Here is a 24,156-nt window from a genome sequence, read left to right as displayed (position 1 = left end):
GGGTTATTTTTAAAAAAGGCAGATGATGAGCGAAATTTCAGTTATAGTTTTAGCAGCTGGTTTTGGCACAAGAATGAAATCAAAAAAAGCTAAGGTTTTGTTTGAACTGTGTGGAGAACCGATGCTAGTTCACATCCTAAAAAAGGCATATGAAATCAGCGATGATGTAAGCGTTGTGCTTAGCTATCAGCTAGATGAGATAAAAAAAGTAGTCTTAAAACACTTTGCAAATACAAAAATTTACAAACAAGATGTAGAGCGTTTTCCTGGGACTGCTGGGGCGCTAAGAGATGTTTTGTTTAACTCAAATAAAACTTTGATTATATGTGGCGATATGCCATTAGTTAAGACAAATGAGCTTATAAGGCTAACTTCTGCTACAGCAGATGTTGCTCTTGGTGTGTTTGAAGCTAAAAACCCTTTTGGATATGGGCGAGTTATAACTAAAAATGGCGAGATTCAAAAAATAGTCGAAGAAAAAGATGCCACAAGCGAAGAAAAACTAGTAAAAAGCGCAAACACAGGGTGCTACTGCTTTAAAAGTGAAGTTTTAAAAGAAATTTTACCTAAAATCTCAAACCAAAACTCGCAAAATGAATACTACCTAACCGACAGCATAAAACTAGCCAAAGATATGGGATTAAAATGCCACGCTGTAATGGTTGATGAAGATAACTTCATGGGGATAAATGATAAATTTGCTCTAAGTGTGGCTGAGGGTATAATGCAAAATGAAATCAAAGAAAATTTGATGAAACAAGGCGTTTTAATGCGCCTTCCAAAAAGCATATATATAGATAGCAGAGCTAAATTCCAAGGCGAGTGCGAACTGCAAGAAAATGTAAGCATTATAGGCGAGTGCGTTATAAAAAATAGCATTATAAAGAGTTCAAGCGTTATCGAAGATAGTGTAGTCGAAAACTCAGATATAGGTCCACTAGCTCACGTTCGCCCAAACTGCGTGGTAAAAGATACGCATATAGGAAATTTTGTCGAGCTAAAAAAGGCAAATTTAACTGGTGTTAAGGCTGGGCATTTGAGTTATTTAGGAGATTGTGAGATTGGTAGTGGGACAAATGTTGGGTGTGGAACTATAACTTGTAATTACGATGGCAAGGCAAAGTATAAAACCATCATAGGTAAAAATGTTTTTATAGGCTCAGACTCGCAACTAGTTGCACCAGTAAAAATAGAAGATGATGTTTTAATAGCGGCTGGCTCAACCGTAACAATGGATGCTAAAAGCGGAAGTTTGGTTATAAGTAGAGTAAAACAAGTCAATAAAGATGGATTTTATTATAAATTTTTTGGAGATAAAAATGTTACAAAATAAGAAAATTTTACTAGCAGTTTGTGGAAGTGTGAGTTTTTATAAAGCATACGAAATTCTTTCAAGTCTTAAAAAACTAGGCGCTGATGTATATGTTATGCTTAGCGATGGAGCGTTAAATTTCACTCAAGTTCAAAGCTTTCAAGCACTTTGCGATCATCCAGTTTTAAGCTCTCAAACAGAAGATTGGCATAATGGCATCGGACATATGGGGTATTCAAGAATGGATTTAGTCATCATAGCTCCAGCTAGCGTAAATACGATAAACAAACTAGCAGCTGGAATTTGTGATAATGTTTTTATGGAAACATTAATCGCCTCTTCAAACGTTCCTCTTATCATAGCTCCTGCAGCAAACAACAGAATGCTAGAGCATTTTAGCACTGTAAATTCTTTATCACTTTTAGAAAAAAATGGTGCGATTATCATTGAGCCTGTTAGAAAAACTCTAGCTTGCAAAGATGTTGGAAAAGGCGGTTTAGCTGATGTAAATTCTATAGTTTATGCCGCTCAAAGAGCGATTTTGACAGATAGATTTTATCAAGATAAAACCGTAGTTGTAACTGGTGGTCCAACAGAAGAGAAAATTGATGATGTAAGAACTATAACTAACCTTTCAAGCGGTAAAATGGCAAAAGCATTAGCTGATGCGTTTTATTTTTTAGGGGCTGATGTTATTTTTATAACTAGCGTTGATTTTGAAGTGCCATATAAGGTTATTAAATTTGATAGCTCTTTTGGGCTTCAAAGTGCACTTTATAACCAAAAACTAAAAAAAGATGATATTATCGTTATGGCTGCTGCTGTGAGCGACTATATACCAAATAAAATCAAAGGCAAGCTTGATAAAAACGAGATTGGCGATATACTAAATTTAAAATTCAAAAAAGCACCAGACATCATATCAGGAGTAACTGATAATAAAATCAAAAAAATTGGCTTTAAGCTTGAAGTTAGCGATGAAGAGGCGTTATATAATGCTAGAAATATGCTAAAAGAGAAAAACTTAAATGCGGTTTGCCTAAATGTTTTAGGAAATACAGTTAAATTTGGTGGCGATAATACCAAAATAACATTCATGACAGAAAAAACTAAAATAGAACTTAAAGAAAATAGTAAACGAGAGGTTGCGCTTGAGATTGCTAATCTTATAAAAGTCTATGTATGAATGAACTAAACCACCTAGCCATCATAATGGATGGCAATGGAAGATGGGCGAAAAATCGCGGTTTTTTACGCAATGTCGGTCATCAAAACGGAGCAAATGTCGTAGAAGATATAGCTAAATTTTGTATAAATGAGAGTATAAAAAACTTGACTTTATACACTTTTAGCACCGAAAACTGGAATCGCCCAAAAAGCGAAGTGGAGTTTTTGATATCTCTTTTTAAGAAATTTTTAAAAACAAAAGAGTCTATTTTCTTAGAAAATGAGATAAAATTTCAAACTATCGGCGATATTTTGGCTTTTGATGATGAGCTTGTAAATTTGATGCTAAATTTAAAAGAAAAAACTAAAGATTTTACCAAACTCACTCTTGCTTTGGCTGTAAATTACGGCTTTAAAGATGAGCTTGTAAGAGCTTGCAATAAGCTTATAAGTGAGCAAAAACAGATAAATGAAGAAAATATAAACTCAGCACTTGATACCGCTAGCATGGGCGATGTAGATCTGCTTATTAGAACTGGCGGAGAGCATAGACTTTCAAATTTCTTGCTTTGGCAATCAAGCTACGCTGAGCTGTTTTTTACCGATACTTTGTGGCCTGATTTTACCGTTTGTGAGCTCGAAAAAATAGTAAAAAAATATAAAAATATAACTAGAAAATTTGGTGGATTATGATATTTTTAATGATCTTTTATTTTATCCTTGGAATTTGCATTGGCTCGTTTTCAAACGTTCTTATATACAGACTTCCAGAAAGCAAAAGTATAAATTTCCCAGCATCTCACTGCCAAAGTTGCCTTACGCCACTTAAATTTTATCACAATGTTCCGCTTTTTTCATGGATATTTTTAGGTGGAAAATGTGCATTTTGTAAAAGCAAAATCAGCGTTCAATACCCTCTAGTAGAGCTTGCTGGTGGGCTTCTTATGGTTTTAGCGTTTTATAAAGAGGTTAATGGATTTGATTATTTTGAACTTTTAAAAGCTTTTTTTATAGGAGTTTTATTTATCGTTTTGCTTGCTATGAGCATAATTGATTTTAGATATAAAGGCGCGCCCGATTTACTACTAAATACTGCCGTAGTGCTATCTTTGCTCTATGCTTTTAGCTTTGATGGCGTTAAAAATGCACTGATTTTTGCGGCTATTTTTTATGCTTTGAGATTTTTACTTAGCAAGTACAAAAAGCAAGAGGCAATGGGGTTGGCAGATGTTTATATATTTGCTTGTATGGGCGCAGTTTTGGGGCTAAATTTGGGCTTTGTTTCGATATTTATCGGTGCAGTTTTAACCATACCTGCTTACGCGATAGTTGCTAAAAAAGATTATGAGTTACCTTTTATCCCATTTTTAGCTGCTGGGCTTTTTGTGGTTTGGCTCTTTGATGACTGGTTTTTAGAAGTTTTAAAATTTATAAATAACTTTGTTTTAGACCTATATGGGATACCGCATGGATAGAGTTAGCAAATACCTTTTTTCAAATTTTATAAGCAGTTTTGCATCACTTTTTAGCACACTTTTTATGATAATGTCGATAGTATTTTTTATACAAATCGCAAGGATTACATCTTTTATCCAAATCGACATAGGCGAGCTTTTTAAACTCTATCTTTTTATGTTGCCACGAATTCTTATCTTTACAACACCGATTGCGTTTTTTGTCGCTTTGACGATGTCGTTTTTTAGGCTATCTAAAGAAAATGAAAGCATAGTTATCTTTACATTTGGCTACTCACCTAAAAAAATCAGCCTATTTTTTACCATAGTTGCTTTTATCTTGTCTTTTTTGCTTCTTTTTATATCTCTTGTGATGATGCCGGTGGCTGAGAATTTAAAAGATAACTTCATCGAGTATAAAAAAACTCAAGCAACGCTAAATATAAAAGCAAGCGAATTTGGACAGAAATTTGCAAACTGGCTTGTCTTTATAGAAAAAGAAAAAAACGATGGAAGCCAAAACACATATGAAAATGTCATCATGTACTCTCCAGAAGCAAAAGGCGAAAAAGAGCGGATAATCCTTGCTAAAGAAGGCGAGTTTAAAAGCGTAAATTCAGCTTTTGAAATGTCTTTAAAAGATGGTAAAATTTACACTATCGATACTAAATATCACATAACTTTATTTGATACTATGACTATACGAACAGCTGCTTCAAACAGCATTTCAGATATCTCATCGATATATTCGTATTGGGAAGAGATGAGCAAAAGCGATAAGCGTAAAAAGGACTTTACTATCTATGTTTTGGTATCCTTGTTCCCACTTGCTACGATTTTGTTTGCTATATCTTTTGGAATCGTAACGTATAGGTATGAAAAAGGCTTTATTTATTTTGGAATTTTTGGTGTACTTTTTATATACTTTGCACTGATTATGCTTTTAGCAAAACAGCCGACCATCGCCATACCAGCGGTATTTTTATCATTTGTAGTTTTATCGTTTATTTACTTTAACAAAAAAATTATAAGAAAATACTAACTTGCGTATAAAACTCACATACTCATATGATGGCTCTTGCTTTTGCGGCTCACAAAGCCAACCGCACGGCAAAAGCGTAGAAGATAGTCTAAATTTAGCGTTAAATCATGTTGGGATTTTTGGTAGAGTGATAACTAGCTCAAGAACCGATAAAGGCGTGCATGCGCTAAATCAAACAAGCATGGTTTACTGCGCTGATTTTTGGGATTTGGCGCGTTTAAAAGAGCTTATAAATCGCCACGCGCATCCACATATACATATAAAAAGCGTTCAAAAAGTTGATAGCGAATTTCACGCTAGATACTCTGCAAAAGCTAGAAGCTACAGGTATATCTTAAATCACGATGAATTTAGCCCATTTTTATCGCCATATTGTTATTTTTATGAAAAAGTTGATTTAAAAAGGCTGAATTTAGCACTTGCTAAATTTATCGGCACACACGATTTTAGCGAATTTATGAAAGTAGGAAGCGATATTAAAAGCCCAGTTAGAGAAATTTATAAAAGCTACGCATTTAGGTATAAAAACCAAACTATCATAAAATTTAAAGCAAATGGCTTTTTAAGAGCGCAAGTTAGACTCATGGTAGCAAACGCACTAAAAGCAACAGCGCTAAACTCGCCAAATGATTTTTGCATAAATAGCTCAATCACACGTATCCCTGCCCCGCCAAATGGGCTATATTTAGAAAGAGTTTTTTACTGAATTTAATTTATACAGCAATTTTAAAACTAAATTTGTTTTTTTACGCAATGATAAATTTAAATAAAAAGAGTTTGCTACAATTATAATGATGAGTTATACAAGCACGACAAATTTAAAGCAAGTAGACAGATCTGTTGAGTTAGAAGCCGGCTAGATAATTACACAAAAGCGAAAAACTTTGCTGATATACCTAAGCTAGTTCAGCATTATGCTTAAATTTGAAACATTTAACAAATAAATATAATATAAAATTATAAAATACGATTATTATATATTAAAATCAAAATACTTTTTATAGCGATTTGGCTGTATGCGAGTATTATTTATACGCAATCAATATCTCTTTATACAAACTAAAATCATATTTTACATAATAAATATTTCTTATAATAAAATAGCCAGAATTGAATAAATTTATTGAAATCTCAAAAGAGATTTTAAAGGCTAAGAGTCTTTAGGGTTTTAAAATTTTACGAAAAAGTATGATGGTTTTATAAATTAGCCAATAAAAAGCATATGATAAAGGATAAAAAATGATTAGTAAAAAACCAGCAACAAATACTTTTGTAAAGACAGTCTCATCTGGGTCTACGGTCATCCAACCACACATCCATGCTGTAACGAATATTATATGTTTTAAATATTTATTTTCCATAAGTTTGATTATAGCACAAAAAGGAGATTTATGCAAAACGAAATTCTAGGTATGGAGTTGGGTGAATTCCTAGAATTTGTGAAAATCTCAAAAGAGATTTTAAAGGCTAGGGAGTTCTAAATCGCAGTTATTTTTGTTTGGCAAGTCATCTATAAAGGCATTAACAAATGGATATAGAATAGCGCAAATAAAAGCACCACCTAAAAGACTCGCACTAGCACCAGCATTTGCTATATTATCCCATGCAGCTAGAGCTGTTGAAATAATATAGGTTATTATAAAAGCTATTGTCTTTTTCATAAGAAAAATATAGCTGATTAAAATAAAAAGTCAAGGAAAAATGGAGTCGTTTGGAGAATACTTTAGATACACAGCAGTGCTTGATAATAGAACAAGAAAGAGTCACGCAAGGCTTCATGGAACAATTCTGCCTAAAACAGATAAGTTTTGGGATAGAAACTATCCGCCAAATGGTTGGGGTTGTAGATGCAGTGTGCAAGTTCTTACTAAAAAAGAGATTCAAAAAAGAGGTTTAACTCCACTAGCTGATAGCTCTATGCTTAAAGATATTAGCGATAAAGCTTTTGCATATAATCCTAAGGTTGATAGGCTTGATAGCATTTTAAAAGATAAGGCTAAAAAGTTAGGTTGTAATGATGTAAAAGCTAACGGGGGTGGGCTTAAATTTAATAGTCCTTGTGATAAGGTTAAAGAGTTTGAAAAGCAAAGAGAAGCATATCTACAAGAAAGATTTGCAAATATGGCAAGTAAAAAACTCCAAAATATGTTTAGTGGCATAGATTTATTAGCATCTGGATATAAACCACCTCTTGAAAAACCTTTAGTTTTATCTATATTATCCGATAACAGCATTAAAAATTTAAGCAACCATGGATATATTGCTAGTAAATTTTTAAAGGTATTTACACAAGCAAAACTTTTGCACGGATTTAGACAGAAAAAGATATTAGATGGTAATGCTCTTACAAAAGAACAGTTTTTAAACATGCCTAAATTTTTAACCGATGATAATTTATATCTAGGATTAGATGAATTTGGAGAAAAAGAAATTAAATTTTATTGGTTTGATAATAATCAAGAAGATAGAATGTGCTACGCTTATTTTAAAAATGGTTTAATAACATACGGAGTAACTAATATTGAGAATTACAGAGGAAATCTTAAAAATAAAAAACTAATAAAAATAAAGCCATAGCGAGGACTCGAACCTCGCCATACTAACTCTTGCGAGTCTTGGTTGACCTCTCTCCCATTATGGCTTTATGTAAATGTAATTATAGCATAAAATTTTATATATGTAAAGGAAATCAAATGCCAATCAAAGTAGAAGGGTTTGATGAAGTGATTAAAAAGCTTCAAAACCTACAAGCTTTAGAAGTAAAGACTAAGCCACTAATGAGTCAAATCGGTAATACTCTTAAAAATAGTATAACTGATAGTTTTAATGAAGAGAGAAGCCCATTTGGCGAAAAATGGAAAGCATTAAAACCAAGCACTATAAAGCAAAAAGAGAAAAAGAATAAATCAAATAAAATTTTAAGAAGAGATGGAGCTTTAGCCGATAAGTGGTTAGTTAAATCAAGTAATAAAGATGTAACAGTAAGTAATAATACAAACTTAAATGGTTTTGCATATGGTTTAACTCATCAGTTTGGCAGTAGTAGTGCTGGAAGAAATAAAAGAGTGTTTATACCTGCAAGAGTATTTTTACCTATAGATAAAAATAACAAATTAGAGCCAAATTTAAAAGAGGATTTAAAAGATTTAGTTGTAGAGTTTGTAAAAAGCAATGTTTAATAAATTTATTTGTTTTTATCTCTTTTTTGCTTTCTAAAGTTATATGGAGCTATAGGATTAGTATCATTCCAAAGCCCAAGTCTCTTCTTTCTTGCATAGTTTTCAGCACTAATATATTTCTTTGAATACTTTCTATAAGCCCAAGCAAAGCCATCTTTATAAAAATATTTTCTATTGATTTTTCTAAGTATACGATATCTATCGATTTAAAACGTTATTAAATAAAATAGATTTAAATATATTTTAATATGCTTTTAAAGTTAAATTTTAATAATTTTTGCAAAATTTAGTGGCTACATTTGCCATAGCCCGTAAAAGCACAAAATACTCCAACTAAAAGTTTTAAAATTCACAAACCACTATCTAAACAGTCTTAAAACATCATCGCTTTGGTGTTTTTGCGCTTCGCTTACAGTAAACTCACACATCTTATCTATATCGCAAAGTCCATTTTCAAGTAAAATTTTAATCATCATTTCATTATCAATATATGCATTTACCTTGATAAACAGCTCAAGTTCATCGTGATTTATCTGACTTAGTTTTTTACGTTTTAAAATTTCTTTTACAAATTTAGCTTTTTCTTGAGAAAATTTAGTAAATTTATCACTTTGCAAAAACTTGCGCAACTCATCACTTTTTTTCTCTTTCACGCTCATTCTAAAGCCATTATCGCTACTGGCAAAAAGCAAAATCTCGCCACCAACCTCTCTAAGCACGCCATCTGTGTTTGCTCCATTATCAAGCAAGAAAACAAATGTTTTAAATTTATTCAAATCAATTGGATAATTTAGATAATTATGCACTAACGAAAAGTTATTATTTAGATTAACTCCATTTTCTATAAGCAACTTAAGCGCTTTTATAACCTCTTCTTCATCTAAAAACCCAAGATAGTAAAGCAGATAATCAACCGGAGTCATCGAATCTATCTTATAGTTTAAATCTGGTTTAAAAGCTAGTATTTTTTCTAAGCGCTTTATATCAAAGTCATATTTTGGATCAAAATTTTCTTTATAACTTAAAATAAAATGGCTAAAAATTCTATCATCATAACTACCTTCAAGCTCATAGTTGATTTTTTCTGGATTTTTTCTAACAAATTCTAAAAGCTCATCAAGAGTTTTGTTGTTATCGCTATATTTTAAGATTTTATTAAGAGTGGCACTATCTTTAGCATTAAATTTAGTAGCATTTTTATCGTTTTCTAAATTTAGACCAAAAACAAAAGCCACTAAAAAACATATAAAAAGAATTGTTCTCATCTAAAAGCCTTTTTTGGCGAGATTTTCTACTTTGCTATCTGTTTTTCTAAAAAACTATCTATCTCAACCGCGCTTTTTTTGACATCGATTTGCCCGATATTTCCATCGCAAAACTCAAACTCCACCGACTTAGCACCGAAATTTTTAGCTATAGCTTCAAGCGTATCGGAGGCTGATTTGTGAATTTTATCGCCTAAGTCATTTATGATTTTAATCGACATAGATTTTACCTCATCTTTGGCTTCATCGATAAGTTTGTTTTTATCGCTTTCGCTAAAACTCACACCAAAAAACCCACTTAGCGAGTCAGGCAACAAAAATGGCAAAAACCTAGCGTCCTTTTCATCATAAATTTTCATATCTTTTATGGAGTATTTATACTGACAAGGCGGCATTGAGATTTTATACCCACCATCGCTAATTTGCTGGATAACAAAATCCTTACTCCTTAAATCATATATAAAATTTATCTCAAACTCAAAAATAACAGCGATTTGCTTTTTAGTCATCGACCAGCCAAGCACGCTCTTCCAAAAGCCACCTATAGGATCATCTTTTCTAGTAACAATTTCTTTGCTATAAATTTGAAAAACACTAAGCTCGCCTATATTTCTAAGCTTTGTGATATCGGTTGTTATCTGCGTTTTAGCGCCTTTTGCTTCGCGTAAAGCGCTATTTTGGCGATACAGCATAAATATCACAACACAAAGCAAAATCACAAGTATAGCAACTAAAATTTCCATTATCAATCCTAAAAAATTTGTCTAAATTCATAACCATTGCTATGCAAAGCATCAGCAACGCTCTCTTGGTGGTTTTTGCCCTTTGTCTCAAGCGTTATCGTTATCGCCGCGTCTCCATACTCAAGGTTGGTTGAGAAGCGATCATAGTCGATTTTAACGATGTTTGCGTTTGCTTGTTTAAGCACATCAGTTAGCTTCATCAAAGCGCCTGGTTTATCTATCAAAGTAACATTTATCGTCATTTTTCGCTGAGATTTTACCAAACCTTTTTCGATGATGATATTTAGCATTTGCACATCTATGTTTCCACCACTTAATATAATGCCGATTTTTGCACCAGCTTTATACTTAAATTTAGCATTCATCAAAGCCGCCACGCCAACGGCTCCAGCGCCTTCTACGATGATTTTTTGATGTTCTAGTAGATAAAGTATCGCACTTGCGATTTCATCATCATCAACTTGCACGAACTCATCGACATTTTCTATGATATGCTCTAGCGTTATAGGGCTTGCATCTCGCACGCAAATGCCATCTGCTATGGTTTTAACACTTTTTGAGTTAATCGGTTTTTTAGCCTTATAACTTTCATACATCGCAGGAGCGCCCTTTGCGCCAACGGCTATGATTTTTATATCTGGATTTATCTGCTTAGCACAGCTTGCAACGCCACTTATAAGCCCACCACCGCCAACTGGCACGATGATATAATCAAGCTCAGGCGCATCTTCAAGCATTTCAAGCGCGATAGTTCCTTGCCCAGCTTGAACAAACTCATCATCAAAAGGATGGATGAAAACCATTTCGCTCTCTTTAGCAAACTCAAGCGCATAAGCATAAGCCTCATCGAAGTTATCACCTTTTAAGATAATGCTCGCCCCAAGCTCTCTTACGCCACTGACTTTTAAAAGCGGTGTTGCTTCTGGCATAATAATAACTGCTTTTATACCAAATTCCCTTGCACTTATAGCAACGCCTTGAGCGTGGTTTCCAGCACTTGCGCAAACTACGCCTTTTGCTTTTTCTTCTTTGCTTAAATTTGCTATCTTGTTATACGCACCTCTGATTTTATAAGCACCAGTTCTTTGAAGGTTCTCTTTTTTTAGGTAAACTTCGCTTTCATAAATCTTGCTAAGCTTTGTAGCTAAGACAAATGGCGTTTTGTTTACAAAATTTGCTATCGTTCTTTTTGCTTGAACTATCTTGTTTAAATCTACCATAAATTCCTCTTATATCAGTTAAAATATCTCATATGTTCTATCATAATGCACTTATCTTGGATAAAATTTAGTCCGTTTTTTAGGGCTTTTTCTTTAGCGTTTTCATTTGTTATATCAAGCTGAAGCCAAAAAGTTTTTGCGCCTTTTTCTATAACTTCATCAACCAAAACATCGGCAAATTCGCCTTTTCTAAACATCACAACTATATCAATCTCATCTTTTATATCACTTAAATTTCTATAAACTTTCTCATCTAAAATTGTATCAAATTTAGGATAAATTGGATAAATTTTATACCCTTTTTCTTGCATATATTTAGCCACTTTATGGCTTGGTTTGCTTTGGTCTGGGCTTAAGCCCACAATAGCGATGGTTTTTGCATTTTGCAAAATGCTTTTCATAAATTTACTTCTCTTTTTAAAAAATATAGCTTTGATTATATCGAAATTTAGGTATTAAAAAGCTTTTAAGGGATTTAAAATTTCACGAATTTGATAAATTTAGTAAATCAATACTATATTTTTCTTGCTTAAATTTATAATTTTTCGCCTTTTATACTAACCTTAAACGATATAAAAGTGTTCTAAAATATCAAATTATCCAAAATTTAAAGCCTTTTCGTATAAAAATAAATTAAAGCTATTGCTTTTCTAACAACACTCCGCACTCCACATGTTCAGTATGCGCAAACTGGTCAAAAAGAGCGAATTTTACCACCTTATGGGTTTTGCAAAGCGTGGTTAAATTTTCGCGCAGAGTATCTGGATTACAGGATATATAGATGATATTTTCATAGTTTTTCATAAATTCCATAACGCTTTTTTCAAGTCCCGCGCGAGGCGGATCAACTAAGATATGGCTAAATTTATACTCATTTATATCTATACCTTTTAAGCGTACAAACTCACGTCCGTTAAAAGCTTCGATGATTTCTTCGCTTGACATACGGACAAATTTGATATTTTCCACGCCGTTTAACTCGCAGTTTTTAAGCGCATTTTTAATCGAACTTTTACTTATCTCGTTTGCTAAAACTTTTTTAAACTTAGCACTAAGTGGAATCGTAAAATTTCCATGTCCACAATACATCTCAAAAAGCTCATTAGATTTATCATCACTAACGCAACCTCTAGCCCAACTTATCATCTTTTCATTTACCATTTTGTTTGGTTGGATAAACGCACCATCTCCAAACTGATAGTAAAACTCACGTCCATCAACCACCAAAGTATCGCGCAAAGTATCACTTCCAAAAACTAGCTTTTTACCGCGCGATCTTGCTATAAGGTTTATTTCAAGCTCTTTTTTTAAATTTAAAAGCTCTTTCTCTATACTTAAAATATCCTTATGATATAGCAAAATAACCAAAATTTCATCTTTTGTCGCTATAAATTCTACGCCAAAAATTTTGTGTTTTAACGCTTGATTTTCTTTTAGTTTTTTAAGCAAATTTGGCATTAAATTTGCAATTTTTATATCAACTTTTGGGCATTGATCTATCTTTAGATATTTTTGCGATTTGCCATTCATCGTATAGCTTAGCTCATCGTTTTCGTGATACAAGCCAAACTCAGCGCGCGTTCTATAGTGCTTTTGGTTTGAGTTGAAAAACTCTATTTCGCCGCCATAAAACTCTTTAAATTTAGACCTAATTTTTTCTAATTTATAAGCTTTTTGCTCATCGTAAGTTAAATTTAGCGTGCAGCTTCCGCACAAGTTAGTAAATTTACACTCCAAATGCTATCTTTCAAAAGCAAACCCAGCCCAAGTCTGCGTTGTCGCCATGACTTCAAGCGAGTTTATATTTACATGAGCTGGCATCTTAGCACAATCACTTATAATACGCGCGATATCATCAGCTACAAGGTATTTTGTCCCATCATAAACAGCCTCGCTTTTTGCCTCATCGCCTTTAAATCTCACAAGACTAAATTCAGTTTTTGCGATACCTGGTTCGATATTTGTAACGCGGATATTTGTCCCTTTTATATCATTTCGCAAATTAAAGCTAAACTGCTTTACAAACGCCTTTGTAGCGCCATAAACGTTGCCACCAGGATATGGCCAGTTTCCAGCAATTGAGCCGATGTTAAAAATATAGCCTGATTTTTGCGCGCTCATTATCGGTAAAACTGCCTTTGTAACGTATAAAAGCCCTTTTATATTTGTATCAATCATCGTTTCAAAGTCATCTAAACTTGCATCAAGAACTTTTTCTTGACCAAGAGCCAATCCTGCGTTATTTACTAAAATTTCTATACGTTTAAATTCTTCTGGCAAAGCCTCAACAGCGCTTAAAATCGCATCTTTATCTCTAACATCAGCTTTGATAATATGAGTTTTTGTAGGTTTTAACTCATTTGCAAGTTTTTCAAGCCTATCTTTTCGCCTACCTAAAATGATGATATTGTATCCATCGCGCGCTAAAGCCTTTGCGCTAGCCTCACCAAAACCTGAAGTTGCACCTGTTATAAACGCTGTTTTATTCATCTTGATCTCCTGTTTTTTTACTCTCATTTATCCCTAAAGTTCGGATATAGTTTAAGACATTTTTATCATCATTAAGCGCAGCAAAATCAGCTAAGTTAAAGCCTATATCATCTATATCATCGATTTTTGCGCCATTTTTTATAAGCGTTTTTACTATCTTTAAATTTGAATACTTGGCTGCGTGCATTAGAAGTGATTTTGAGGTGTGATTAAGCGCGCAAAGCTCAAATGGCAAGCCTCCAGTAGTCGAAACAAGCGCCATCTTTTGGTAGCTTGAGATGATTTTAGCATTTACATCTGCGCCATTTTCTATAAGCAAATTTACTAAATTTTCATCTTTAAACTCAACCGCATAAAAAAGCGCAGTCTTTCCAAAGGCGTTTTTATAGTTTATATCAGCCCCATTTTGTAGCAAAAATTTCACTATAGCAAGATTTTTAAGCGAGAAAAACAGTGCGCTTTCATAACCAGAGTTTATCTCTGCACCATAATCCAGCAAAATTTCTAAAAACCTAATGCTTCTATTTTCTAAAATCGCGATTTTAAGCGCACTATTTAGCTCTGATAGGTCTGGTTTTTTAACAAAAAGATACTCGATTAGCATATTATCATCTGAGTTTTTGTTAAGCATGATTTTATCAAGCTCGCTAAAGCTAAATTTATCTTTTCTACTTCCAACTGCTGCACCTAAATACTCGTTTGCAACGCGGTTTGCGTAAAAAATAGCACTTGCTTCGTCATAACCAAACTCATCTTTATAGTAATCAACCAGCATAGGAACACCAACTTGATAGTATGAGTTAAACTCACCTTGTTTTAAGAAGTTATATAAGCTCTCACTAGCCCAAATTTGGAAATAATCTCGGTTTTTATTTACAATCTCATCACTAGTTTTAGCATCATTTAGTCCGCGTTTGTAAATTTCAGGAGCAAGAAGTGCTTTTGCGATAAGTTGCTTGAAGCTGTTTTGATACTCTATAGCGCTATTTCCATCACAATCAATACTAACGCCACGAATTTGCATAGTTGTGTTTTCTAAATTTTGTAAATTTTCAAACATATATCCGCATTTGAAATTTTTATCTATGGAAGCTAAATTTAGTGGATTTGAAAAAAACGCATTTGGGTTGGCTTTGATATCGCTACAAATATCAGCCATCAAGAAGATAGACAAAGATAAAATCGCAACGATAAACCTCATAGTAACTCCAAAAAAATTTATTTAGATTGGAATTTTACCTAAATTTTAACCAAAAAGGCAAATTTAGGTAAATTATTTTTTATATTTTGTCTGTTAAACTAAGCCAGAGCCTAGTTTATACCCTTTAATTTTATCAAAATTTAGGTATTTATAAACTGCTTCTTCTTTACCGGCTAGTTTTTTAGGAACGATTTGTAAGTATTCCTCAACGCTTGGCAAACGCCCTAGCATAGCACAAACCGCAGCTAATTCTGCACTTCCTAGATAGACTTTTGCACCCATTCCCATGCGGTTATCAAAGTTTCTAGTTGAGGTTGAAAACACAACCGCATTATCAGCTACTCTTGCTTGATTTCCCATACAAAGTGAGCATCCTGGAACTTCCGTTCTAGCTCCTGCTGCTCCAAAAAGTGCGTAGTAGCCCTCATCTCTAAGTTGCGCTTCATCCATTTTAGTTGGCGGCACGACCCACAAGCGAACCGGCACTTGACCCTCGCCTTTTAAAACTTCACCTAAAGCTCTGTAATGCCCGATATTTGTCATACAGCTTCCAACAAAAACTTCATCTATGTTTTTAGGGCGATTTGAATCAGCCAAAATTTCACTCAAAGTCGCCACATCATCAGGATCGTTTGGACATGCCAAAATCGGCTCTTTTATCTCATTCATATCAATTTCGATGATTTGAGAGTATTTTGCGTTTTTATCGGCTTTTAAAAGAGTTGGATTTTCTAACCATTTTTCCATCTTTTCTTTACGGCGAAGTAGCGTTTTAGAGCATTCATAGCCATCTTTTACCATAGCATCGATTAAAACTATGTTTGATTTAATATATTCGATAACCGGCTCTTTATTAAGTGCGACGGCGCACGCTGCTGCGCTTCTTTCAGCTGAAGCATCACTTAGCTCAAATGCTTGCTCGACCTTAAGATCACTCAAACCCTCGATTTCAAGTACTTTTCCTGCAAAAATATTCTTTTTGTTTTTCTTTTCAACTGTTAAAAGTCCCATTTTAATGGCGTAATAAGGTATCGCATTTACCAAATCTCTTAGCGTGATTCCTGGTTGCATCTGGCCTTTAAATCTGACTAAAATCGACTCTGGCATATTAAGTGGCATTGCACCTAAAACCGCAGCAAACGCAACAAGTCCAGAACCAGCTGGAAAACTTATGCCGATTGGAAATCTAGTGTGCGAATCTCCTCCAGTGCCGACTGTATCAGGAAGTACCATTCTGTTAAGCCATGAGTGGATTACACCATCTCCTGGGCGAAGTGCTACGCCACCACGACTACTCATAAAATTTGGCAAAGTTTTATGTAAAATCGCATCGCTTGGTTTTGGATATGCTGCTGTATGACAAAAGCTTTGAAGAACAAAATCAGCGCCAAAGCCTAAGCTTGCAAGCTCTTTAATTTCATCTCTTGTCATAGGTCCTGTTGTGTCTTGCGAGCCTACAGTTAGCGTGATTGGCTCGACATACATACCGGCTCTTACGCCCCCAACACCACAAGCTCTTCCTACCATTTTTTGAGCTAGAGTATAGCCTTCGTTTGCGCTACTTGCTGGTTGTTCTGGTTTGGTAAAGATATCTTCAGCACCTAAATTTAGCGCCTCTCTAGCTTTTTGCGCAAGAGAGCGACCGATGATAAGTGGAATTCGCCCACCAGCTCTAACTTCATCGCTGATTGTGTTTGGTGTAAGACTAAAAGATATAACTTTTCCGTTTTTTACAATCTCGCCTTTATATGGATAAATTTCAATCTCATCGCCCATTTCAAGCCCATCGACATTGGCAATTATTGGCAACGCACCGCTATCTTCGGCTGTGTTAAAGAAAATAGGAGCGATTGTTGAACCTATGATAATACCGCCTGTTTTTTTGTTTGGCACACCATCAATCTCTTCACCCATATGCCATTGAATCGAGTTTATACCGCTTTTTCGACTACTTCCAGTTCCAACCACATCGCCTACATAAGCAACACTTTTGCCTGTTTTTCTAAGTCTTTGAATGTCAGCTAGTGCATTTTCTTGTCTTTTTCCAAGCATTGCTAGTGCGTGAAGTGGTATGTCTGAACGGCTAAATGCCTCGCTTGCAGGGCTTAAATCATCTGTATTTGTCTCTCCTGGGACTTTAAAAACTACAGCTTCGATTTTTTCTTTAATAGCTGGTTTTTTTATAAACCACTCTGCCTTAGCCCACGAATTTAGCACATCGAGGGCAAATTTGTTTGTTTTAGAAAGTTCTGCTACATCATTAAAATAATCATGCACAAAAATTATATCTTTTAACGCCTCACTAGCCTCTTTTGCAACGCTCTCATCGCTACTTTTTAAACATGCGATTAAGACTATGACATTGTATCCGCCAAGCATGGTTTTAAGCATAGAAATTGCTTTTTCTTTGCTTATAGACTCAACTTTTAACCCATGATTTAAAATCTCGTTTAAAAACTCAGCTTTGACCTTTGCAGCATCATCAACACCTGGATTTACGCGAGTTTCTAGTAAATTTACTAACTCATCTGAACGCGAATCGCCATTTTTAAGCAACTTACAGACTTGCTCAGTCTGATCTGCATTTAACGGAAGCGGTGGGATACCAAGAGCTGTTCGCTCTTTTGCGTGTTTCTCATACTCTGTAAAAAAACTCATCTTTCTATCCTTAAAATAAAATATCTTTGTAATTCTATCAGTTGTAACCAAATATTAAAATAAGTTTATGTTTAAATTTGATATATTAAGAAAATTTTAAAAAAGGTCGTTTATGGAAACTGTGTATTTAAAAATGCCATTTTGTATACTTGAGATAAAAGGCGATGAAATGGGGATTTGTGAGATAAATTTTGTCAAAGAGTATAGAAAAAGCGAATTTAAAAATCAAAACTTAAAGTTATGCTTAAGCGAACTTGAAGAGTATTTTAAAGGAAATTTAAAAGAGTTTAAAACAAAAATTTATATAAAAGGGACTAAATTTCAACAAGATGTCTATAAAGCGCTTTTAGAAATTCCTTATGGGCAAATTTGTTCTTACAAAGATATCGCCACTAAAATCGGCAAAGTTAAGGCATGCAGAGCCGTAGGAAGCGCAAATGCTAAAAATAGCATTCCAATTATCATCCCTTGCCACAGAGTCGTTGGGAAAAATGGATTTGGCGGATATAGTGGCGGAGATGGTACAAATGGGCTAGAAATCAAACGTTTTTTGCTAAGCTTAGAAGGCGTTGATGTAAGTAAATTTAAGTAAAATTTAGTAATTTTAGCTTAGATAAATTTAAACAATTTTGTTTCCTAAATGTAATTTAAAATCGCTAAATTTCATAAAATTTAAATTAAAGATTTACTATGAAAAAAATTATCGTTTTTATTCTTCTTGTAGTTGGTGGCACAGTTATATATAATCAATTTTTAAAAGAGCCAGAATATATAAAAATACGTGCAATAGATGGTATTTCAACCGTTAAAAACTCGAAGTTTTTAGAAAAAAGTTGTAATAAAAATGTTGCAAAAGATTGCTACTATTTGGGTGAATATATTATGACTTTTGAAAAGAATCCAGATAAAAATAAAGCAAAAAGTCTCTTTGAAAAAGCTTGTAACTTAAATGAAGCCTTTGGATGCACCTTGCTTAGTATGCATTTTTATGATGCTAGACCATATAGCTATGACAAGGAAACGTATAATTACAAAAAAGCTAGAGAACTTTATCAACAAGCTTGTGATTTAAACGATGGATATGGTTGTGCTTTACTTGCTTTGCTCATTTTTGATTCAGAGAAAAACGAAGAAGCATACTTTAATCTAAGTAAAAAAGCTTGTGATTTAGAAGATAGACAAGGTTGTTTAAATTTAGCCACTATCTATCAAACCGGAGACCTTGGAGCAATAAAAAAAGATAGTGCTTTATACAAACGTTATAGTAAACTAGCCATTGATTATGCATTTAAAAGCAAAAGTCTTTCGCATAACTATCATAAAAAATAGTTTTTTAATCTTAGAATAAAATTTAGTTATTTAAAACAAAATTGATACATAATTACACAAAACAGAAAGTAGTTTTTAAATTCAATACAAATAGATTATTTGTATTGAATTTATCTGTTTTAAATGCGCCCAAATTTAAGTCTAAGCGAGTTTAGCACGACAGTAACTGAACTAAAACTCATAGCAAGTGCAGCATAAGCTGGATTTAGCAGCACTCCAAAGCTAGGATATAGCACTCCAGCGGCTATTGGGATACAGATGATGTTGTAAAAAAACGCCCAAAACAAATTTTGCTTTATAACATTCATCGTTTTTTCTGATAAATTTATCAGTTTTGATACTGAATTTAGGTTGTTATTTACTAGCAAAATATCCCCCGCACCCTTTGCTATATCGCTTCCACTATTCATAGCGATACCGCAGTCTGCGCCCTTTAGTGATAATGCGTCATTTACCCCATCGCCTACAAAAATCACTTTTGAGCCTTTTTGATACTCTTGTATAATGCTTAATTTTTCTTGCGGAAGCACATTAAAATGAACTTTGTCTATGCCTAAACTTGAAGCTATAAATTTAGCCACCTTTTCGTTATCTCCAGTTAGCATAACAGAAGTCACGCCCTTTTCACGAAGCTCATTTATAAGGCTTTTTGAACTATCTCTAACACTGTCGCTAAGCGCGATGTATCCGACATATTCGCCATCAATTACAGCTAAAATAACACCAAAACCATTTGCTAAAAACTCTTCAAATTCGCTCTTTTGATTTTGTGTTAAAAATATAGCGTTTTCATTGAGCAGTTTTTCACTACCGACTAAAATTTTACCATCAGCGACTTTTATACCTTTGCCAACTATGTTTTCAAATTTATCACTACTTTTTGATAGGCTTAGCCCACTATCAATAGCAAATTTAACAACCGCTTTTGATATAAGATGTTCGCTTAAAAGCTCTGCGTTTGCTATTTTTAAAAGATTTTCCTTATCTAAATTTGTCTTATATACTGAAATTTCGCCCTTTGTTAGAGTCCCAGTTTTATCAAAAACAACCGTTTTAACATCTTTTAAAATTTCCATAACTTCTGGGTTTTTAACTAACATTCCATTTTTAGCTGAATTTGAAAGCGCACAAACTATCGCTATAGGCGTTGCAAGACCAAGAGCGCAAGGACACGATATCACAAGCACGGCGATAGCTGTCATCATACCATAGTATGGATTTCCACAAATCGCCCAAATAACAAAAGTCAAAACCGCGATAACGATAACGCTTGGCACAAAGATGTTTGCAACCCTATCAGCAAGCTTTGATATAGGCATCTTTTTAGCCCCTGCTTCGCTTAAAAGCTTTGTTATACGAGCAAGCAAGGTTTCGTGTTTTGAAGTTATAACTTTTACATTTAAGTAGCCATTTGTATTAACACACCCAGCATTTACCATATCGCCGATTTTTTTATATATAGGCAGACTTTCTCCAGTTAAAACCGATGTATCAACCTCAGCGCCACCGCCGACTACAACGCCATCGCAAGGAAGCGTCATACCGCTTTTTACCATGACTATATCGCCGATTTGAAGTTTATCAGCTAAAATTTCCTCACTTGTTCCATCTTTTTTAAGCAAAAGCGCCATTTTAGGTGTTAAATTTAACAAAGATTTTATATAGTCATTTGCTTTAAGTTTTGAATTCTCTTCTAAAAACTTACCAAAAAGTATAAAAGTAACTATCATAGCAGCGGACTCAAAGTAGACATAAGCAAATTTTGCATCGACTAAATTTGGAAAGAAAAATATAAAGCTAGAGTATAAAAACGCCGTTAGCGTTCCTAGTGAAACAAGCACATTCATATCAAAATTTTTGTTTCGTAAAGCGCCGTATCCATGGATAAAAAAGCTTTTTCCACAGTAAAAAACAACAACAAAAGTTAAGATAAACTGAATGCTAGAACTTAACTTTCCATGATGATAAAACATATGAAAATACATGATAACAGCTGTTAAAATAGCAGCAAGTATAAGCTTGTTTCTAAAAGCTTTAAGCGCTTTTTGCTTTTTGCTTTCAAGCTCTTCATAATCAGTTGCTATCTCATATCCGAGCTTTTGAATTTTTGCTTTTATAGAGTTTACAACGCTTTCGTTTTCTACATCAAATTCACCCAAAGAAGAGGTGAAGCTGACATTTGCGTCATTGACTCCATCGATTTTTTTAGTAACCCGCTCTATGGCATTTGAGCAGTTGACACATGTCATGCCAACTATGTTAAATTTGATTTTTTGCGACATTTTAGTCTAGTCTTTCTACTACTTCAAAACCTAAATCATCCATTTCGGATTTAAAATTTTCAACATCTTTTTCATCTAATTTTAGGCTAACTTCTTTAGTAGTAACATCGACTTGTATATCGCCAAAATCATCTCTTAACGCTTTTTTGATTGTATTTGCACAATGCTCGCAATTTATGTTGTTTACTTTAAATTTCATCTTCAATCCTTTAAAATTAAATTTCACGCATTTTACACCACAAATTTAAATTACTTAATAACTAAATCAAAACTAAAGATTAAACTGTTTTTATCATATATCTATACTTTTCGCCATAAAGCCAAAGCTCACTCTCGCACTTAAAACCAAGTTTTTCATAATAACTCTGAGTAATGGGCTTTTGTAAACTAACCAAAAGCGAAACTTCGCTTAATGAAAGCCTTTTTGCTTCGTTGCAAACTTCATCTATCAGCTCTTTTGCTATGCCTTTATGTCTATATTCTTCATCAACGGCTAAACTATCGATATATAGGCTCTTGCCACATCCTTCGACCTTTAACGAACTAGTAAAACCAAGCGCGTTTATATATTTTTCGCCTATTTTTAAAAGCTCATCTTCTTTATCAGTCCTACAAAAGCAAATCGCTCCAACAACTTTACCATCTAACTTTTTAACAAAAATGTTGTTGTGGCTAAATTTAGTATCATCTTTTTTAAACAGCTCACAAAAAATCGTTTTTGCTATCTTTTCATCACTGCTTCCAAAGGCAAAAAGCGCACTTTCCATCGCCAAAGCAAGCAAGTTAATAACACTTTTTCCATCATCTAAATTTGCTTTTTGTACCATAAAATTCTCCTATTTTTGGTTGATTATAACTCAAATTTTAGAATTTTAAGCCTTGATTTGCTATAATCATGGATTTTAAAACTAAATTTAAGGAAATTTATGGGACGAGCGTTTGAATACAGACGAGCCTCAAAAGAGGCAAGATGGGGAAAGATGAGTAAACTTTTTCCAAAACTTGGAAAAGCGATAACAGTAGCTGCTAAAGAAGGTGGCACCGATCCTGATATGAACCCAAAACTTCGCACCGCAATCATGACTGCAAAAGCACAAAATATGCCAAAAGACAACATTGACGCTGCGATAAAAAGGGCAAATGGCAAAGATAGTAGCGATATCAAAACTATTCATTACGACGGCAAAGGTCCTCATGGCGCACTTATCATCGTTGAGTGTGCCACAGATAATCCAACTAGAACAGTTGCAAATGTAAAGGCGTATTTTAGTAAAAATGGTGGAGAGTTTTTGCCAACTGGAAGTCTTAGTTTTATGTTTTCGCGCAAGGCTGTTTTTGAGGTAAAGACTCCAAAAATGGATATCGAAGAGCTTGAGCTTACGATGATTGACTTTGGAATGACTGATATCGAGGTAAATGAAGCTGATGATGAGCATGAGGGAAATGTCGTGATTTACGGTGAGTATGAGAGCTTTGGCGAGCTAAATCGCGGCGTTGAAGAGCTTGGACTTGAGCTTATAAGTGCAAATTTAAAATTTATCCCAAACAACAAACAAGAATTTAGCGATAGCGAACTTGAAGATATCGAAAAACTTATCGACAAACTCGAAGATGACGATGATGTTCAAGCAGTTTACACAAATATAGAATAACTTAATAAAAGGATTAAAATGAGAGATGTTATCAAATCATACGATATAAATAGCGAAGCCTTAAAAGGCTATAAATTTGCAGTGATTAAAACCGATAAGGGCGATATGAGTTTGGAACTTTTTCCAGATGATGCTCCACAAACCGTGTTAAACTTCTCGGAGCTAGCAAATTCAGGTTTTTATGATGGATTAAATTTCCACCGCGTTATACCAAATTTTGTTATACAAGGCGGTTGTCCAAACGGAAGCGGCACAGGTGGACCTGGTTGGGCGATAAAATGCGAATGCGACCATCAAACTCATCACCACGAAAGAGGAAGCTTATCTATGGCTCATGCTGGAAGAAATACGGGCGGGAGTCAGTTTTTCGTCTGTCATAGCCCACAACCCCATCTTGATGGCGTTCATACAGTTTTTGGCAAAATTGTAAATGAAGATGGCTTGAAAGTGCTTGATAGTATCCGTGCTGGCGATAAAATCAAAACAATCGAGATAAAAGAGAGTTTATAAATTTAAAGCAGTCAAAAGAATTTTTTCTTTTGACTTAAAAATAAATTTAAAAAGATTGTTGTTTTTTGATTTTAAATTAGCTTTTGCTGTTTTACCTTTAAACAAAACTATTTTAAATTTTCACAGACAGCTTTTGGCATAAACAGAGTGTTTGTTTTTAAATACTACGCGCATTTAGCTTATTTATCGATATTATTAGCATATAAATTTAGTTTATGCTGTGACTTTTGACTAAAATCTTTTAATATTATTAAATTTAATTATCTTTAAAACTACTAAAATGGCTGCTTAGAAATAAAAATTTATAAATAAAACGCTAATTTTCTAGCAAATTTTAAAAATTTATATAAAAATTTTATCATGAAATGCCAGCTAAAAAGTGCTTTAAAAATTTCTATCACGACAAATAAAATGAAAATATTTTAAAAAATAACTTAAAACCTTTTTTAAAAGATTAAACTATATTGATTTTAAATTCAGAATTTCCATAAATTCACAGCTGTTTTTACAGATAAAAAGATTTATATTTACATTTTGTCTTATCAAAATTTATAAAATTATAAATATATTTTATTTATAAAAAAATAAAAATTATAAAAGACTGTTTTAGTTGAGTAAATTTATCACATCTTTAAATTTAAAGAAAAACCAC

General features: G+C 33.6%; 25 protein-coding genes. 12 read left to right on the top strand and 13 right to left on the bottom strand.

The window, feature by feature from the left end; all coding sequences use genetic code 11:
- Positions 1-25: 25 nt before the first annotated feature.
- From glmU to truA, 6 genes are read left to right on the top strand one after another with little or no spacing between them, the layout of a single operon-like run.
- A complete protein-coding gene (glmU, locus tag CGEO_RS04385) occupies positions 26-1,333 on the top strand; it encodes a bifunctional UDP-N-acetylglucosamine diphosphorylase/glucosamine-1-phosphate N-acetyltransferase GlmU (protein WP_075540449.1) in 1,308 nt (435 codons plus the stop codon).
- Positions 1,320-2,498, top strand: a complete 1,179-nt coding sequence (gene coaBC / locus CGEO_RS04380; protein WP_075531832.1) for a bifunctional phosphopantothenoylcysteine decarboxylase/phosphopantothenate--cysteine ligase CoaBC — start codon at positions 1,320-1,322, stop codon at positions 2,496-2,498. The genes glmU and coaBC overlap by 14 nt, the downstream gene beginning before the upstream one ends.
- Positions 2,495-3,172 carry a polyprenyl diphosphate synthase gene (gene uppS, locus CGEO_RS04375; protein WP_075493238.1) on the top strand — a complete coding sequence of 226 codons (678 nt, stop codon included), beginning with the start codon at positions 2,495-2,497 and terminating at the stop codon, positions 3,170-3,172. The genes coaBC and uppS overlap by 4 nt, the downstream gene beginning before the upstream one ends.
- Positions 3,169-3,954, top strand: a complete 786-nt coding sequence (locus tag CGEO_RS04370; RefSeq protein ID WP_075540448.1) for a prepilin peptidase — start codon at positions 3,169-3,171, stop codon at positions 3,952-3,954. The genes uppS and CGEO_RS04370 overlap by 4 nt, the downstream gene beginning before the upstream one ends.
- Entirely contained in the window at positions 3,947-4,975 is a 1,029-nt protein-coding gene (locus CGEO_RS04365) for an LptF/LptG family permease (protein WP_075531821.1), read from the top strand. Before CGEO_RS04370 ends, CGEO_RS04365 begins: the two co-directional genes overlap by 8 nt.
- 1 nt (position 4,976) lies before the next feature.
- Positions 4,977-5,681 (top strand): tRNA pseudouridine(38-40) synthase TruA, encoded by a 705-nt coding sequence (truA, locus tag CGEO_RS04360; protein WP_075531820.1) that lies wholly within the window; start codon positions 4,977-4,979, stop codon positions 5,679-5,681.
- Between the two features lie 754 nt (positions 5,682-6,435).
- On the opposite strand, the gene CGEO_RS04355 is transcribed toward truA, so the two are convergent.
- Entirely contained in the window at positions 6,436-6,636 is a 201-nt protein-coding gene (locus tag CGEO_RS04355; protein WP_075540384.1) for a hypothetical protein, read from the bottom strand.
- A 40-nt stretch (positions 6,637-6,676) separates the two neighbouring features.
- Between CGEO_RS04355 and CGEO_RS04350 the strand changes: the two genes are divergently transcribed.
- Together CGEO_RS04350 and CGEO_RS04345 are read left to right on the top strand one after the other, a co-directional pair.
- On the top strand, positions 6,677-7,552 hold the full coding sequence (locus CGEO_RS04350) for a phage head morphogenesis protein (RefSeq protein WP_075540385.1): 876 nt from the start codon (positions 6,677-6,679) through the stop codon (positions 7,550-7,552).
- A 116-nt stretch (positions 7,553-7,668) separates the two neighbouring features.
- Positions 7,669-8,154 carry a phage virion morphogenesis protein gene (locus CGEO_RS04345; RefSeq protein WP_075540386.1) on the top strand — a complete coding sequence of 162 codons (486 nt, stop codon included), beginning with the start codon at positions 7,669-7,671 and terminating at the stop codon, positions 8,152-8,154.
- A 5-nt stretch (positions 8,155-8,159) separates the two neighbouring features.
- Here the strand turns inward: CGEO_RS04345 and CGEO_RS10330 are convergent, their stop codons facing one another.
- From CGEO_RS10330 to CGEO_RS04300, 9 genes are all read right to left on the bottom strand, one after another.
- Positions 8,160-8,333 (bottom strand): thermonuclease family protein, encoded by a 174-nt coding sequence (locus tag CGEO_RS10330; RefSeq protein ID WP_367188334.1) that lies wholly within the window; start codon positions 8,331-8,333, stop codon positions 8,160-8,162.
- Between the two features lie 180 nt (positions 8,334-8,513).
- On the bottom strand, positions 8,514-9,419 hold the full coding sequence (locus tag CGEO_RS04335) for a hypothetical protein (protein ID WP_075540387.1): 906 nt from the start codon (positions 9,417-9,419) through the stop codon (positions 8,514-8,516).
- Between the two features lie 26 nt (positions 9,420-9,445).
- Positions 9,446-10,162, bottom strand: coding sequence for a DUF4230 domain-containing protein (locus tag CGEO_RS04330; RefSeq protein ID WP_075540388.1), 717 nt, complete (start codon positions 10,160-10,162; stop codon positions 9,446-9,448).
- An 8-nt stretch (positions 10,163-10,170) separates the two neighbouring features.
- On the bottom strand, positions 10,171-11,382 hold the full coding sequence (ilvA, locus tag CGEO_RS04325) for a threonine ammonia-lyase (RefSeq protein WP_075493249.1): 1,212 nt from the start codon (positions 11,380-11,382) through the stop codon (positions 10,171-10,173).
- Between the two features lie 14 nt (positions 11,383-11,396).
- A complete protein-coding gene (locus CGEO_RS04320; RefSeq protein ID WP_075540389.1) occupies positions 11,397-11,783 on the bottom strand; it encodes a CoA-binding protein in 387 nt (128 codons plus the stop codon).
- A gap of 238 nt (positions 11,784-12,021) precedes the next feature.
- Entirely contained in the window at positions 12,022-13,119 is a 1,098-nt protein-coding gene (gene trmA, locus CGEO_RS04315) for a tRNA (uridine(54)-C5)-methyltransferase TrmA (protein WP_075540390.1), read from the bottom strand.
- A gap of 3 nt (positions 13,120-13,122) precedes the next feature.
- Positions 13,123-13,872 (bottom strand): SDR family NAD(P)-dependent oxidoreductase, encoded by a 750-nt coding sequence (locus CGEO_RS04310; RefSeq protein WP_075540391.1) that lies wholly within the window; start codon positions 13,870-13,872, stop codon positions 13,123-13,125.
- Positions 13,865-15,073 (bottom strand): ankyrin repeat domain-containing protein, encoded by a 1,209-nt coding sequence (locus CGEO_RS04305; RefSeq protein ID WP_075493253.1) that lies wholly within the window; start codon positions 15,071-15,073, stop codon positions 13,865-13,867. The genes CGEO_RS04310 and CGEO_RS04305 overlap by 8 nt, the downstream gene beginning before the upstream one ends.
- A gap of 93 nt (positions 15,074-15,166) precedes the next feature.
- Positions 15,167-17,731: a bifunctional aconitate hydratase 2/2-methylisocitrate dehydratase gene (locus tag CGEO_RS04300; RefSeq protein WP_075493254.1), complete on the bottom strand. Its 2,565-nt coding sequence runs from the start codon at positions 17,729-17,731 to the stop codon at positions 15,167-15,169.
- Between the two features lie 112 nt (positions 17,732-17,843).
- Here CGEO_RS04300 and CGEO_RS04295 point away from each other — a divergent pair, with 112 nt between their 5' ends.
- Both CGEO_RS04295 and CGEO_RS04290 read left to right on the top strand, forming a co-directional pair.
- On the top strand, positions 17,844-18,323 hold the full coding sequence (locus CGEO_RS04295; protein ID WP_075540392.1) for a methylated-DNA--[protein]-cysteine S-methyltransferase: 480 nt from the start codon (positions 17,844-17,846) through the stop codon (positions 18,321-18,323).
- Between the two features lie 98 nt (positions 18,324-18,421).
- Positions 18,422-19,060, top strand: coding sequence for a tetratricopeptide repeat protein (locus CGEO_RS04290; protein ID WP_075540393.1), 639 nt, complete (start codon positions 18,422-18,424; stop codon positions 19,058-19,060).
- 119 nt (positions 19,061-19,179) lie between these two features.
- On the opposite strand, the gene CGEO_RS04285 is transcribed toward CGEO_RS04290, so the two are convergent.
- The 3 genes from CGEO_RS04285 to CGEO_RS04275 all read right to left on the bottom strand — a co-directional run bounded on the left by CGEO_RS04285 (position 19,180) and on the right by CGEO_RS04275 (position 22,169).
- Positions 19,180-21,342 (bottom strand): heavy metal translocating P-type ATPase, encoded by a 2,163-nt coding sequence (locus CGEO_RS04285; RefSeq protein ID WP_075540394.1) that lies wholly within the window; start codon positions 21,340-21,342, stop codon positions 19,180-19,182.
- Position 21,343: 1 nt separating this feature from the next.
- Positions 21,344-21,541, bottom strand: a complete 198-nt coding sequence (locus CGEO_RS04280; RefSeq protein ID WP_075540395.1) for a heavy-metal-associated domain-containing protein — start codon at positions 21,539-21,541, stop codon at positions 21,344-21,346.
- Between the two features lie 79 nt (positions 21,542-21,620).
- On the bottom strand, positions 21,621-22,169 hold the full coding sequence (locus CGEO_RS04275; RefSeq protein ID WP_075493259.1) for a GNAT family N-acetyltransferase: 549 nt from the start codon (positions 22,167-22,169) through the stop codon (positions 21,621-21,623).
- 99 nt (positions 22,170-22,268) lie between these two features.
- Here CGEO_RS04275 and CGEO_RS04270 point away from each other — a divergent pair, with 99 nt between their 5' ends.
- The gene (locus CGEO_RS04270) at positions 22,269-22,994 is read left to right on the top strand and encodes a YebC/PmpR family DNA-binding transcriptional regulator (protein WP_075493260.1); all 726 of its coding nucleotides are present in this window, start codon (positions 22,269-22,271) and stop codon (positions 22,992-22,994) included.
- Positions 22,995-23,012: 18 nt separating this feature from the next.
- Positions 23,013-23,504, top strand: a complete 492-nt coding sequence (locus tag CGEO_RS04265; RefSeq protein ID WP_075493261.1) for a peptidylprolyl isomerase — start codon at positions 23,013-23,015, stop codon at positions 23,502-23,504.
- The last annotated feature ends 652 nt before the right edge of the window (positions 23,505-24,156 follow it).

It is taken from the genome of Campylobacter geochelonis, from assembly GCF_013201685.1.
Classification (GTDB): Bacteria; Campylobacterota; Campylobacteria; order Campylobacterales; family Campylobacteraceae; genus Campylobacter_B; species Campylobacter_B geochelonis.
Note: the sequence above shows the minus strand (reverse complement) of the source record. Positions and strands in the feature narration are given on the sequence as shown.